General features: G+C 70.1%; 15 protein-coding genes. 11 read left to right on the top strand and 4 right to left on the bottom strand.

The features are described from left to right. Positions 1-2: 2 nt before the first annotated feature. Complete coding sequence (locus BEK98_RS38735; protein WP_094221456.1) at positions 3-524, top strand: cupin domain-containing protein; 522 nt, start codon at positions 3-5, stop codon at positions 522-524. Here BEK98_RS38735 and BEK98_RS38730 read toward each other — a convergent pair. Then, positions 521-1783 (bottom strand): acyl-CoA dehydrogenase family protein, encoded by a 1263-nt coding sequence (locus BEK98_RS38730; RefSeq protein WP_094221455.1) that lies wholly within the window; start codon positions 1781-1783, stop codon positions 521-523. The genes BEK98_RS38735 and BEK98_RS38730 overlap by 4 nt on opposite strands. A 171-nt stretch (positions 1784-1954) precedes the next feature. Here BEK98_RS38730 and BEK98_RS38725 point away from each other — a divergent pair, with 171 nt between their 5' ends. Then, on the top strand, positions 1955-2599 hold the full coding sequence (locus BEK98_RS38725) for a TetR/AcrR family transcriptional regulator (RefSeq protein ID WP_094221454.1): 645 nt from the start codon (positions 1955-1957) through the stop codon (positions 2597-2599). A gap of 20 nt (positions 2600-2619) precedes the next feature. On the opposite strand, the gene def is transcribed toward BEK98_RS38725, so the two are convergent. Next, on the bottom strand, positions 2620-3159 hold the full coding sequence (def, locus tag BEK98_RS38720; protein ID WP_094221453.1) for a peptide deformylase: 540 nt from the start codon (positions 3157-3159) through the stop codon (positions 2620-2622). Between the two features lie 151 nt (positions 3160-3310). On the opposite strand from def, the gene BEK98_RS38715 reads away from it, so the two are divergent. The 8 genes from BEK98_RS38715 to rocD all read left to right on the top strand — a co-directional run bounded on the left by BEK98_RS38715 (position 3311) and on the right by rocD (position 10565). Beyond that, positions 3311-4549: a Mur ligase family protein gene (locus BEK98_RS38715; protein ID WP_094221452.1), complete on the top strand. Its 1239-nt coding sequence runs from the start codon at positions 3311-3313 to the stop codon at positions 4547-4549. 20 nt (positions 4550-4569) lie between these two features. After that, positions 4570-5298, top strand: coding sequence for a type 1 glutamine amidotransferase (locus tag BEK98_RS38710; protein ID WP_094221451.1), 729 nt, complete (start codon positions 4570-4572; stop codon positions 5296-5298). A 201-nt stretch (positions 5299-5499) separates the two neighbouring features. Next, on the top strand, positions 5500-6525 hold the full coding sequence (locus BEK98_RS38705) for a 6-phosphofructokinase (protein WP_094221450.1): 1026 nt from the start codon (positions 5500-5502) through the stop codon (positions 6523-6525). Positions 6526-6643: 118 nt separating this feature from the next. After that, positions 6644-7594: a cytochrome c oxidase assembly protein gene (locus BEK98_RS38700; RefSeq protein WP_094221449.1), complete on the top strand. Its 951-nt coding sequence runs from the start codon at positions 6644-6646 to the stop codon at positions 7592-7594. A gap of 71 nt (positions 7595-7665) precedes the next feature. After that, positions 7666-7833, top strand: a complete 168-nt coding sequence (locus BEK98_RS48240) for a hypothetical protein (RefSeq protein WP_101372805.1) — start codon at positions 7666-7668, stop codon at positions 7831-7833. A gap of 37 nt (positions 7834-7870) precedes the next feature. Then, entirely contained in the window at positions 7871-8356 is a 486-nt protein-coding gene (locus BEK98_RS38695) for an Lrp/AsnC family transcriptional regulator (protein WP_094221448.1), read from the top strand. Positions 8357-8520: 164 nt separating this feature from the next. Next, positions 8521-9339 carry a dimethylargininase gene (gene ddaH / locus BEK98_RS38690; protein WP_094221447.1) on the top strand — a complete coding sequence of 273 codons (819 nt, stop codon included), beginning with the start codon at positions 8521-8523 and terminating at the stop codon, positions 9337-9339. Then, complete coding sequence (rocD, locus tag BEK98_RS38685) at positions 9339-10565, top strand: ornithine--oxo-acid transaminase (RefSeq protein ID WP_094221446.1); 1227 nt, start codon at positions 9339-9341, stop codon at positions 10563-10565. The genes ddaH and rocD overlap by 1 nt, the downstream gene beginning before the upstream one ends. Before the next feature lie 47 nt (positions 10566-10612). Here the strand turns inward: rocD and BEK98_RS38680 are convergent, their stop codons facing one another. Next, entirely contained in the window at positions 10613-11266 is a 654-nt protein-coding gene (locus BEK98_RS38680) for a DUF305 domain-containing protein (protein WP_094221445.1), read from the bottom strand. A gap of 79 nt (positions 11267-11345) precedes the next feature. After that, the gene (locus BEK98_RS38675) at positions 11346-11747 is read right to left on the bottom strand and encodes a DUF6153 family protein (RefSeq protein ID WP_208643359.1); all 402 of its coding nucleotides are present in this window, start codon (positions 11745-11747) and stop codon (positions 11346-11348) included. A gap of 212 nt (positions 11748-11959) precedes the next feature. Between BEK98_RS38675 and BEK98_RS38670 the strand changes: the two genes are divergently transcribed. Then, positions 11960-13531 carry a cellulose binding domain-containing protein gene (locus BEK98_RS38670; protein ID WP_094221444.1) on the top strand — a complete coding sequence of 524 codons (1572 nt, stop codon included), beginning with the start codon at positions 11960-11962 and terminating at the stop codon, positions 13529-13531. Positions 13532-13545: the final 14 nt, after the last annotated feature.

Raw genomic sequence — 13545 nt, 5'->3', positions numbered from 1 at the left:
TGATGACCACGACCGAGGGACTGCTCGTGCCTCCGGGCCACGGCCGCGTGGTCGAGACGTCCGCCCAGCGCGTGACGTTCAAGGTCACCGGCACCCATTCACGGACGGCCTCCACCTTCGAGGTGGAGGTCCCGCCGGGCTTCGACGTCGGTGCCCATGTGCACACGCGCAGCGAGGAGTTGTTCTACGTCCTCGAAGGCGAGCTGGACGTGCTCGCCTTCGAGCCCCGCATCCGCACCCCCGACAACTGGCAGAAGTGGGAGTCGAGTTCGGGCAACCGGGTGGTACGGGCAACCCCGGGCACGGTGATCGTCGTACCTCCCGGCTGCCCCCACGCCTTCGCCAACCCGACGGACTCCCCGACCAAGATGTTCTTCCAGGCGTCCCCGCCCCCCGATCACGAGCACTATTTCGAGGAGCTGCTGGAGATCCTCGGCAGCGGCGGCCCACCGGACCACGCGGCGATCGAGGAACTCCGGAAGCGGTACGACATCGAGCAGCTGACGCCGCTCAGGCATCGTTAGCGGATGGGCATGCCCGACAGCGTGCGGGCGATCACCAGACGCTGGATCTCGCTCGTACCCTCGAAGATCGTGTAGATCGCGCTGTCCCGGTGCATCCGCTCCACCGGGTACTCCCTGGTGTACCCGTTGCCGCCGAGGATCTGGATCGCCTGCGCCGTGACCTTCTTCGCCGTCTCGCTGGCGAACAGCTTGGACATCGACCCCTCGGCCGCGGTGAACGGCTTCCCGTTGATCGCCATCCACGAGGCCCGCCACACCAGCAGCCGGGCCGCGTCGATCTGCGTGCGCATGTCCGCGAGCTGGAAGGCGACGCCCTGGTTGTCGATGATCGGCCGCCCGAACTGCTCACGGGTCGTGGCGTAGTCGAGAGCCACCTCGTAGGCGGCCCGGGCGGTGCCCACCGCCATGGCCCCCACCGCGGGGCGGCTCGCCTCGAACGTGGCCATCGCCGCGTTCTTCACCCTCCCCCACTCTCGGCTTCGCTCGAGCGGGGGGACCCCCATGCCGCCCTTCTTCGCCCGCTCCCGGGCCCGCGCCAGCCGCTCGTCCAGCTTCTCCTTGCCGCCGAGCAGGCAGGACCCGGGAACGCGCACGTTCTCCAGGACGACCTCGGCGGTGTGCGAGGCGCGGATGCCGTGCTTCTTGAACTTCTGCCCCTGGGACAGCCCCGGCGTGCCCGGCGGGACGATGAAGGAGGCGTGGCCCTTGGAGCCCAGCTCCGGGTCGACGACCGCGACGACGACGTGGACGTTGGCGATGCCGCCGTTGGTCGCCCAGGTCTTCGTGCCGTTGATCACCCACTCGTCCTTGGCCTCGTCGTACACGGCACGCGTGCGCAGGGAGGCGACGTCGGAGCCGGCGTCGGGTTCGGAGGAGCAGAACGCGGCGACCTTGACGTCGTTCGCGTCGCCGTACATCTGGGGGATCCAGGTGCCGATCTGCTCCTCGGTTCCGTTGGCGAGAACGCCCACGGCGGCGAGGCCCGTGCCCACAATGGAGAGGGCGATGCCCGCGTCGCCCCAGAACAGCTCCTCCATGGCCATCGGGATACCGAGGCCGGTGGGGTCGAAGTACTGCTGCGCGTAGAAGTCGAGGGAGTAGATGCCGACCTTCGCGGCCTCCTGGATGACCGGCCAGGGAGTCTCCTCACGCTCGTCCCATTCGGCGGCCGCGGGGCGGATCACGTCGGCGGCGAAGCCGTGCAGCCAGTCCCGGACCTCCTTCTGTTCGTCGTTGAGCTCCATGGTGAACTCGGCCATGTCCCCTCCAGCGGCGGCGCATTTGGTGTTACTAGCGGTAACACGAGTGTGTTACTGACCGGTAGGAAAAGTCAACTCCCGATGACGCGTCGGTATCCCGTTCGATGTCAGGGGCGCGGACAGTGTTAGTTTGCGCAGGCGTCACCGAATCAGCACGGGTGGGGAGAGCACATGGACACCACGCAGCGGACCGATCAGCAACGGTCCGCCGACCGCCGACGGCGCGAGCTGCTGGAGGCCGCGGACAGAGTGGTCCTGCGTGATGGCCCGCAGGCCTCGATGAACGCCATCGCCGCGGAGGCCGGCATCACCAAGCCGATCCTTTATCGCCACTTCGGCGACAAGGGCGGGCTTTACGCGGCCTTGGCCAAGCGGCACACGGACGCTCTGCTGGATTCACTGCGGGCCGCGCTGGACGCCCCGGCCGAGCGGCGGGAGCGCGTGGAGTCCACGTTGGACACCTACCTCGCGGCGATCGAGGCACGACCTCAGGTGTATCGCTTCCTCATGCATCCGGCGGAGGGAAGCACCGGCGCCGACCAGGGCTTCGATGTCGGCAAGCATTCGGCCCCGCTGCTTCGGCGCATGGGTGAGGAGCTGGCTCAGGTCATCGAGGACCGGCTGGATCTCGGGCCCGGGAGTCAGCAGCTGGCTCGGGTGTGGGGGCATGGGATCGTCGGGATGATGCACGCGGCTGGGGACTGGTGGCTGGGTGAGCGGCCGTGCTCCCGGGCTGAATTGGTGCGGTCGCTTGCGGATCTTTTGTGGGGGCGCCTTGCCGCAGCGGGGGACAAAATCGGCGGTCCGGGGTTCTGACCGCCCCTGACATACGCAGCTCAGCGGTGCCATGAAGATCGCGAGATTTGTCTCATCAGTCTGCGGTGGCGCCAACCCGTCAAGTGGTCGGCGTACACCGTGCCCTCCAGGTGATCGCACTCGTGCTGCAAGCACCTGGCGAAGAATCCTGTGCCATGCACGGTGACCGGCTCCCCCGTCACCGTGAAGCCCTCGACCACCGCGTGGTCGTAACGCTCCGTCCCTGCCTCCAGGCCCGGCAGGGACAGGCAACCCTCCGGGCCCCGGATCACCACACCGTCCGCCTCCACCAGGCGCGGGTTCACGATATGTCCGAGATGTCGTACGTCCTCGTCGTCGGGGCAGTCGTACACGAACACCCGTAGCGGCACCCCGATCTGGTTCGCGGCCAGGCCCACCCCCTGGGCCGCGTACATGGTCGCGAACAAGTCCTCCACGAGTGCGGCCAGTTCGGGGCCGAAGTCCGTGACGTCCCCGCAGGGTGCGTGCAGGACGGGGTCGTGGAGGAGGGAAAGAGGCCGGACGCGCCCGCGGGCGCCCGGGATCGAGCCGTGTCGCATGGCGGCAAGGGTACGGTTCCTTCAGCTCATGCCCGCCGCACTGGCATGGGCCGGGATTCGGGTGTGCGAATGGATCTCGATAGGCTGAGGTCCACACCACGTTGCCGGATGGCCCCAGGCGCGGCGCGTACGCAAGGAGGATCGAGAACTGATGGCAGGCAACTCGGACCCGCTCACGCCGCGGGCCAAGCTGGCCGTGACCGCGGGCAAGGCGGTCGCAGCGGCGTCCCGGGCCGCGGGACGCGGCAGCGGATCGGTGATCGGTGGCCGGGTCGCGCTCAAACTCGACCCCGACCTCCTCGCCCGGCTCGCCCAGAACCTGGACGTCGTCCTGGTCTCGGCGACCAACGGCAAGACCACGACCACCCGGCTGATCGCGGAGGCCCTGCGGGCCGCGGGTGAGGTCGTCTCGAACGCGCTCGGCGCGAACATGCCGGCCGGCATCACCTCGGCGCTGGCCGGAGGCTCGGAAGCCAAGTTCGGCGTCATCGAGGTCGACGAGAAGTACCTGGCCGGGGTCGCCCGCGACACCGACCCGAAGTGCATCGCACTGCTCAACCTCTCCCGCGACCAGCTGGACCGCGCGGCCGAGACCCGGATGCTCGCCGAGAACTGGCGCGAGGGTCTGGCCGGGTCCAAGGCCGTCGTCGTCGCCAACTGCGACGACCCGCTGGTCGTGTGGGCCGCCTCCTCGTCCCCGAATGTGATCTGGGTCGCAGCCGGGCAGATGTGGAAGGACGACGCCTGGTCCTGCCCCTCGTGCGGTGGCGTGATGCAGCGCCCCGGTGACGACTGGTTCTGCGGCGAGTGCGGCTTCCGCCGGCCGACGCCCACCTGGGCGCTGTCCGGGGACCATGTGCTGGATCCGCACGGGTCCGCCTGGCCGATCCACCTCCAGCTGCCGGGACGCGCCAACAAGGCGAACGCGGCCAGCTCCGCGGCCGTCGCCGCCGTCTTCGGGGTGCCGCCCCAGGTCGCCCTGGAGCGGATGTACCAGGTGCAGGCGGTCGCCGGACGGTACGACGTCGTCCAGTTCGAGGGCCGCGACCTGCGGCTGCTGCTGGCGAAGAACCCGGCCGGCTGGCTGGAGACGTTCTCCCTGATCGACCCGCCGCCCACCCCGGTGATCCTGTCCGTGAACGCGCGCGGCGCCGACGGCACGGACACCTCGTGGCTGTGGGACGTCGACTACACGCGGCTGACCGGCCACCCGATCTTCGTCATCGGCGACCGGAAGCTGGACCTCGCCGTCCGTCTGGAGGTCGCCAACCAGCACTTCCAGGTCTGCGACAACCTCGACCAGGCCGTCCAGATGGCGCCGCCGGGACGCATCGAGGTCATCGCGAACTACACCGCGTTCCAGGACCTGCGCCGCCGCGTCGGCAACTGATCAGGAAGGGCGATCACCTCATGAGCGACAACCAACTGCGGCTGGTGTGGATCTACCCGGACCTGCTGAGCACCTACGGCGACCAGGGCAACGCGCTCGTCGTGGAGCGGCGGGCCCGGCAGCGCGGCCTGGACGTGGCCCGGCTGGACGTGCGCAGCGACCAGCCGATCCCGACCTCCGGCGACATCTACCTGATCGGCGGCGGCGAGGACCGGCCGCAGCGGCTCGCGGCCGAGCGGCTTCGGCGCGACGGCCACCTGCAGCGGGCGGTGCAGAACGGCGCGATCGTCTTCTCCGTCTGCGCCGGCTACCAGATCCTCGGCCACGAGTTCATCAACGACCTCGGCCAGCGCGAGCCGGGCCTCGGCCTACTCGACGTGGTCTCGGTGCGCGGCGAGGGCGAGCGGTGCGTCGGCGACGTCCTCGCGGACATCGACCCGCAGCTCGGCCTGCCCCAGCTGACCGGCTTCGAGAACCACCAGGGCGTCACCCACCTCGGCCCCACCGCCCGCCCCTTCGCCCAGGTCCGCCTGGGCCGGGGCAACGGCACCGGGGACGGCACGGAGGGCGCGTACAACGGGACGGTCTTCGGTACGTACATGCACGGCCCGGTGCTGGCCCGCAACCCGCTCATCGCCGACCTGCTGCTGAAGCTGGCGCTCGACGTCAACGCGCTGCCGCCGATCGACGACCGCTGGTACGACGCGCTCCGCAACGAGCGCATCGCTGCTGCGCAGCAGCCGGCGTAAGCGTCACGTCAGGGACTTTTCAGCGGGTTCCGGCAGGCTCGTAGTGGGCCCGCCTGACGGGCCGTCCGCTCACATGTGCGGGGGCGTCCAGCAGGCGGACGCCCGCTACGGAGCCACCCCCTCACGCCGGTAGGGTGGCCGGGAATCCGCCGGACGACGTGGTCCGGTTTCCCGGCCCACGTTGAGAAGGTATTTCGGGCTATGCGCATTGGTGTCCTCACGTCCGGCGGCGACTGCCCCGGCCTGAACGCCGTCATCCGGTCCGTCGTGCACCGTGCCGTCGCCGACCACGGCGACGAGGTCATCGGTTTCCGGGACGGCTGGAAAGGCCTCCTGGAATGCGACTACATGAAGCTCGACCTCGACGCCGTGGGCGGCATCCTGGCCCGCGGCGGCACCATCCTCGGCTCCTCCCGGGTCCAGCCCTCGCATCTGCGGGACGGTGTGGAGCGGGCCAAGGGCCATGTCGAGGAACTGGGCCTCGACGCGATCATCCCGATCGGCGGTGAGGGCACGCTGAAGGCGGCCCGGCTGATGTCGGACAACGGCCTGCCCGTCGTCGGTGTCCCGAAGACCATCGACAACGACATCGCCGTCACGGACGTCACGTTCGGCTTCGACACGGCCGTCGGCGTGGCGACGGAGGCCCTGGACCGGCTGAAGACCACCGCCGAGTCCCACCAGCGCGTGCTGGTCGTGGAGGTCATGGGCCGGCACACCGGCTGGATCGCGCTGCACTCCGGCATGGCGGCCGGCGCCCACGCCGTCGTCGTACCGGAACGGCCCTTCGACATCGAGGAGTTGGCCGCGCGCGTCGGTGAGCGGTTCGAGGCGGGCAAGCGGTTCGCCATCGTGGTCGCCGCGGAAGGGGCCAAGCCGCGGCCCGGCTCCATGGAGTTCGACGAGGGCGGCAAGGACATCTACGGTCACGAGCGCTTCGCGGGGATCGCCCGGCAGCTCTCGATCGAGCTGGAGCAGCGGCTCGGCAAGGAGGCGCGGCCGGTGATCCTGGGGCATGTGCAGCGAGGCGGCACGCCCACGGCCTACGACCGGGTGCTGGCCACGCGGTTCGGCTGGCACGCGGTGGAGGCCGTGCACCGCGGGGAGTTCGGGATGATGACCGCGCTGCGCGGGACCGACATCGTGATGGTGTCGCTGGCCGAGGCCGTGGAGACGCTGAAGACGGTTCCCGCGGAGCGGTACGACGAGGCGGAGTGCGTGCTGTAGTTCACCCGCTGCGGTTCACCTGAGAACAACCCGCCCCCGGTCACAGCCGTGACCGGGGGCGGTTCTAGTCTTGAGGGCGGACAGACGCGTACAACCCCCACGAATCAGGAGCCGCCGGATGGATCACAGCGGGCACGGCATGATGATGGACTTGCCGCCGTTCACGCTGGGGCGGGGCCTCCAGTGGTCGGCGGATCCGTTCTTTCTGGTCGCCTGTCTGGCCGGGTTGGCTCTGTACGGCTGGGGTGTGGTGCGGCTGCGGCGGCGTGGGGACACGTGGCCCGTCGCCCGTACGGTGTCGTACGTCGTCGGTGTGCTGACCATCGCGCTGGTGATGTGCACCAAGCTGAACGACTACGGCATGGTCATGTTCAGCGTGCACATGGTGCAGCACATGGTGATCAGCATGCTGTCGCCGATCCTGATCCTGCTGGGCGCCCCGGTCACGCTGGCGCTGCGCGCGCTGCCGGTGGCCGGCAAGGGCCGCAAGGGGCCGCGTGAGCTGCTGCTGGCGCTGCTGCACAGCCGGTACATGCAGGTCATCACCCACCCGGTGTTCACGATCCCGCTGTTCATCGCGAGCCTGTACGCGCTGTACTTCACGCCGATCTTCGACTTCCTGATGGGGTCGAGGGCCGGGCACATCGCGATGATGGTGCACTTCCTCGCCGTGGGTGTGGTGTTCTTCTGGCCTATCATCGGCGTGGACCCCGGGCCCCACCGGCCGAACCACCTGATGCGGATGCTGGAGCTGTTCGCCGGCATGCCGTTCCACGCGTTCTTCGGCATCGCGCTGATGATGGCGTCGGAGCCGATGGTGGAGACGTTCAAGATCCCGCCCGCCTCGCTCGGCATCGACGCGCTCTCCGATCAGAACGCGGCCGGCGGCATCGCCTGGGCGTTCAGCGAGGTCCCGTCCGTGCTGGTGCTGATCGCGCTGCTGTTCCAGTGGTACGGCTCCGAGCAGCGGCAGGCGAAGCGCAAGGACCGGGCCGCCGACCGGGACGGCGACAAGGAGCTGGAGGCGTACAACGCCTATCTGGCCTCGCTCAACGCGCGGGAGAGCTGAGTCCGCGGTATGCCGTTCGGGCGGTGTTCGGGGCACCATGGTCAGGAACGGACCATGAGGAGGGTGTCGCGATGCCCGGTTCCACGAACGGTTCCACCAAGGCGATGGGGGCGATGACCGTCGGCGGGCTCGTCGTCGTGACGGCCTACACGGTCGCGCTCGGCAGCAACGGCTGGCTGTGGTTCGGATGGGTGGTGCTGGGGCTGCTGACGCTCGCCATGGTCGTCACCCAGTCGTAGGACGCTCGTCGCGGGCGTGGCTGATTACAGTGCCCGCATGAACAGCAGGACTGCCTCCTTCGACGACCTCGACCGGAAGATCATCACCGCGCTGATGACGAACGCCAGGACCAGCTTCGCCGAGATCGGCGCGGCGATCGGTCTGTCGTCCACCGCGGTCAAACGGCGCGTGGACCGGCTGCGGGAGACCGGTGTGATCACCGGGTTCACGGCGACCGTGCAGCCCACCGCGCTCGGCTGGCGGACCGAGGCGTACGTCGAGGTGTACTGCGAGGGAGCGGCCCCGCCGCGGCGCCTGGCGGAGGTGGTGCGCAACCACCCGGAGATCACCGCGGCCATGACGGTGACCGGCGGCGCGGACGCGCTGCTGCACGTACGGGCGCGGGACGTGGAGCACTTCGAGGAGGTGCTGGAGCGGATCCGTGCTGAACCGTTCATCCGGAAGACGATCAGCGTGATGGTGCTGTCCCACCTCCTCCCGGAAAGCCCGGAAGCGGGCGCCACCCACGCCGCACCCGAGTGATCGCGCCGTAAACCCCGACACGCGCAGTTCTCGTGCGTTCTCCCTGGTGAGAACGCAGCGATGCTGCGCATGCACGCAGCTTTCGTTTCTTGTCGCGCGCCTCCCTCGCTTTCTACCGTGGTGCCACCCCTCAGTGACACACAGGAAAGCGGAGGAAACCCTCTGTGGCCGAAAGTCGTGTGCCGCGCGCCCGGCGCTTCCTTGTCTGCGAACCCAGACACTTCGCCGTGCAGTACGCGATCAATCCCTGGATGCATCCCGACACGCCCGTCGACGTGGATCTGGCCCAGGAGCAGTGGCAGGAGCTGATCCGCGCCTACCGTTCCCACGGCCACGCCGTCGAGGCGGTCGAACCGGTCCCGGGCCTGCCCGACATGGTGTTCGCCGCCAACGCGGCGTTCGTGGTCGGCGGCCGGGTCTTCGGCTCGCTGTTCCACGCGCCGGAGCGGCGCCCCGAGTCGGTCCACTACGACACCTGGTTCAAGTCGGCCGGCTACGACGTCTACCGCCCCGAGTCGGTGACCGAGGGCGAGGGCGACCTGGTGTGGACGGGCCGGTACGTGCTGGCCGGCACCGGGTTCCGCACCACCCGTGAGGCCCACCGCGAGGCGCAGGAGTTCCTCGGCCACCCGGTGATCGGTCTGACGCTGGTGGACCCGTACTTCTACCACCTGGACACGGCGCTGTTCGTCCTCGACGGCGGGCACGAAGAAAACATCGTGTACTACCCGGAGGCCTTCTCCCCGGGGAGCCGGGAGGTGCTCAAGCGCCTCTACCCGGACGCGGTGCTCGCCACCCGCGACGACGCGATGGCGTTCGGTCTGAACTCCGTGTCCGACGGCCGGCACGTCTTCATCGCCCCCAAGGCCGAGGCACTGGCCGAGCGCCTGGCCGACCACGGTTACGTCCCCGTCCCCGTCGACCTGTCGGAGTTCCACAAGGCCGGCGGTGGCATCAAGTGCTGCACCCAGGAGATCCGCTGATGACCGCACCCGCGCACGAGCGCACGTCCGACGACCTGATCAAGGCGGAGGAGCCGGTCCTCGCGCACAACTACCACCCCCTGCCCGTGGTCGTCGCCCGGGCCGAGGGCACCTGGGTGGAGGACGTCGAGGGCCGCAGGTACCTCGACATGCTGGCCGGCTACTCGGCGCTCAACTTCGGCCACCGGCACCCGGCGCTCATCGAGGCCGCGCACCGCCAGCTCGACCGGCTCACCCTCACCTCCCGCGCCTTCCACAACGACCGGCTCGCCGAGTTCGCCGAGCGGCTCGCCGAGCTGACCGGCCTGGACATGGTGCTGCCGATGAACACCGGCGCGGAGGCGGTGGAGAGCGGCATCAAGGTGGCCCGCAAGTGGGCGTACGACGTGAAGGGCGTCCCCGCCGACCAGGCCACGATCGTCGTCGCGGCGGAGAACTTCCACGGCCGTACGACGACGATCGTCAGCTTCTCCACGGACGAGACGGCCCGCGCCGGCTTCGGCCCCTTCACGCCCGGCTTCCGGATCGTGCCGTACAACGACCTGGCCGCGCTGGAGGAGGCCGTCGACGAGACGACGGCGGCGGTGCTGCTCGAGCCCATCCAGGGCGAGGCCGGGGTCGTCATCCCGGACGAGGGCTACCTGGCCGGCGTCCGTGAACTGACCCGCCGCAAGGGCTGCCTGTTCATCGCGGACGAGATCCAGTCCGGCCTCGGCCGCACCGGTCGTACCCTCGCCGTCGAGCACGAGGGCGTCGTCCCGGACGTGCTGCTGCTCGGCAAGGCGCTGGGCGGCGGCATCGTGCCGGTGTCGGCGGTGGTGGCCCGGCGCGAGGTGCTGGGCGTGCTGCACCCGGGTGAGCACGGCTCCACGTTCGGCGGCAACCCGCTGGCGGCCGCGGTCGGCACGGCGGTGGTCGAGCTGCTGGAGACCGGCGAGTTCCAGCGCCGGGCGGCCGAGCTGGGGCAGGTCCTGCACGACGGCCTGGCCGAGCTGGTCGGCCGGGGCGTCACCGGCTTCCGTGCGCGCGGGCTGTGGGCGGGCGTCGACGTCGACCCGGCCATCGGCACCGGCCGGGAGATCAGCGAGCGCCTCATGCGGGAGGGCGTCCTGGTCAAGGACACGCACGGCTCCACGATCCGGCTGGCGCCTCCGCTGACCATCACGGCCGAGGAGCTGCGCTCCGCGCTGGGCGCGCTGGAGAACGTGCTCGGCGCGGCCGGCTGAGACGGGGGCAGGGGGCCGGGCACGCGTCCGGCCCCCTGCCCGCTCGGTCAGCTCCCGCTCTTGCCGAGGAGCTGCTTCATTTCCTTGATCTCGGCGTTCTGGGCGCCGACGATGTCGTCGGCCATGCCCTGGGCGGGGCCGTACCGGCCCTTGTTCTTCTCCGTGGTGGCCATCTCGACGGCGCCCTGGTGGTGCTCGACCATCAGGGACAGGAACTTCGTGTCGAAGTCCTTGCCGGTGGCCTTCTTGAGGGCGGCCATGTCGTCGTCGCTCATCATCCCGGACATCCCGGACATCCCGGACATCCCGGACATGCCGGTGTGACCCGAGTGGTCCATGCCGGCCATCGGCACCTGCTCGCCCCAGGCCTTCAGCCAGCCGGTCATGGTGCGGATCTCCGGGTCCTGCGCCTTCTCGATGCGGGCGGCGAGGTCCTTCACCCGGGCCGACGAGGCCCGGCCGTCGGCGAGCCGCGCCATCTCCAGGGCCTGCTGGTGGTGCGGGATCATGCCCTGCGCGAAGGCGACGTCCTGGGCGTTGTGGGGCGTGCCGGTGCTGGACGCGCTCGGGCTCAGGCTCGCCGAGGTGCCGTGGCCCGCGTGGGCGCCGCCCGCGCCACCGCCGCAGGCGGCGAGGAGGACAGAGGCGACACCGGTCACCGCGACGAGTGCGGCACGGCGTGTCAGGTTATGGGTGGTCATGCGGGAACTCCTGCTGTTCGAAAGCTGTCTTCGGGCACGCGTGGGAGGACGACCGCAGGGCATGCGGTCGTCGCGGCCTCTAGATCCGCAGGAGTTGGAGTTCCGCCAGGGAGGGTGGCGCACGGGCCCCGTCCGGCGCCGTGACCGCGCACGCGCGCGGGTCGGTGGCCGGTGCGGGGGCGGTCACGGGGTCGGGTACGAGCGCGGGCAGGTGCGGACCGCCGTTCACGGCGCCCGACGCGCAGGTGGGATCGGCGTGGTGCATCCGGTGGCCGCCACAGTGCCCGGCACCCTCGGGACAGTCGTCGTGGGCGATGACCGTGACCATCGTGTGCGCGGCCCGGGCATGCTCCGCGTGCCCCGTGCCGCCACCGGGCCCAAGGGCATGCATCCCCAACAGCCCGGTCAGCACCGCCAGCACGAACAGCGCGCGAAGCCGCCGCCGGGGCGGTCGCTGGGTGTGCTGTCCGGTGCTGTGCATCGGGGACATCGTAGGGGTCGCGGGCGGTGAGCGAGCCGGGGCCCCCGCCGATGCGGGCGCGCACCTCGGTCCCCCAGGCCGGTCCCGGACGGCGTCGGCCTCTTGACGAGGGTCCATCCGATCGATATGTACATGCCATCACTTGGTATGGACCAATCCCGTGCAGCCTCGCGCGTCGCCCCGGCGCTCACCCCCCTTGTGGAGGCAGCAACATGCGAAGACCATCCGCACTCGTCGCCCTGTTCCTCGGCGCACTCCTCCTGCTCCTGTCCCCACCGCCCGCACTCGCCGCGGGCTCGCCCACGGCGTCTTTCGCCAAGACCTCGACCTGGGACGGCGGTTACCAGGGCGCCTACACCCTCACCAACGGCGGCACTACGACCGTGTCCGCCTGGACCGTCGAGTTCGACCTGCCCTCCGGCACCACGGTCGGCTCGTACTGGGACGCGCTGCTCACCCAGAGCGGCAGCCACTACACCTTCAAGAACCGTGAGTACAACGGCTCGTTGGCGCCCGGCGCGAGCACCACCTTCGGGTGGGTGTCGAGCGGCACCGGTACGCCCGCCAACTGCCGGCTCAACGGCGCGCCCTGCACGGGTGGTTCGGGGGGCGGCGACACGACCCCGCCCGGCGTGCCCGGCGGGGTGACCGTGGGCTCCGCGTCCAGCTCGTCGCTGACCGTGCGGTGGACGGCCGCCACGGACGACTCCGGATCCGTCGCGGGCTACGAGGTATCGCGCGACGGCGGCACGCCCGTCACGGTGACCGGAACCTCGTACACCGCCACCGGACTGCAGGCGAGCACCAGTTACTCGTTCCGCGTGCGGGCCCGGGACGCCGCGGGCAACGTCTCCGCCTACAGCGCGGCGGTCAGCGGTACGACCGCTTCCGGAGGCACCCAGCCGGGCGGCGGCGTGCACACCGCTCCCTACCTCGACATGGGCGCGTGGCCCACCCCGAGCATGCCCGACATGGCCTCGGCGAGCGGGCTCAAGAGCTACACCATGGCGTTCATCACCGCCTCCGGCTGCAAGGCCATGTGGTTCAACGCCTATGACCCGCGCGACGGCTGGGCCAAGGACCAGATCGACGCGATCCGGGCGAACGGCGGCGATGTGAAGGTCTCCTTCGGCGGCGCGTCCGGCATCGAACTGGCCCAGGCCTGCGACTCGGTGGACTCCCTCTACGCCGAGTACAACGCGGTCGTGAACGCGTACAACCTGACCTACGTCGACTTCGACATCGAGGGCGCGGCCGTCGCCGACCCGGCCTCGATCAGCCGCCGTTCCCAGGCCCTGGCCCGTCTGCAGCAGGCCCACCCCGGGCTGCGGATCTCCCTCACGCTCCCCGTGCTCCCGGAGGGCCTGACCTCGGACGGCCTGAACGTGGTCAAGGCGGCGCGGGACGCCGGCGTCGACCTCGACCTCGTGAACATCATGGCCATGGACTACTACCGGAGCGTCGACTACGGCGACGCCGCCCTCCAGGCCGCGCAGAGCACCTTCACCCAGCTGAAATCGCTCTATCCGGGAAGGAGCGACGCCCAGATCTGGGCGATGACCGGCGTGACGCCGATGCTCGGCCAGAACGACGACGGCCACGTCTACGACCAGTCCGACGCCCGCCAACTGGTCTCCTTCGCCCAGGGCAAGCACCTCGGGGAGCTGGCCTTCTGGGAGGCCACCCGGGACCGCAACGCCTGCACCGGCGCCCTGTACCAGTGCACCAACGTCCCGCAGTCCCCCTACGAGTTCGCGAAGATCTTCGCGGCGTACACGGGCTGACACGCCCTCGGTGC

This window comes from Streptomyces diastatochromogenes (genome assembly GCF_002242805.1).
GTDB classification, from domain to species: domain Bacteria; phylum Actinomycetota; class Actinomycetes; order Streptomycetales; family Streptomycetaceae; genus Streptomyces; species Streptomyces diastatochromogenes.
This window is presented reverse-complemented; position numbering and strand designations above follow the sequence as displayed.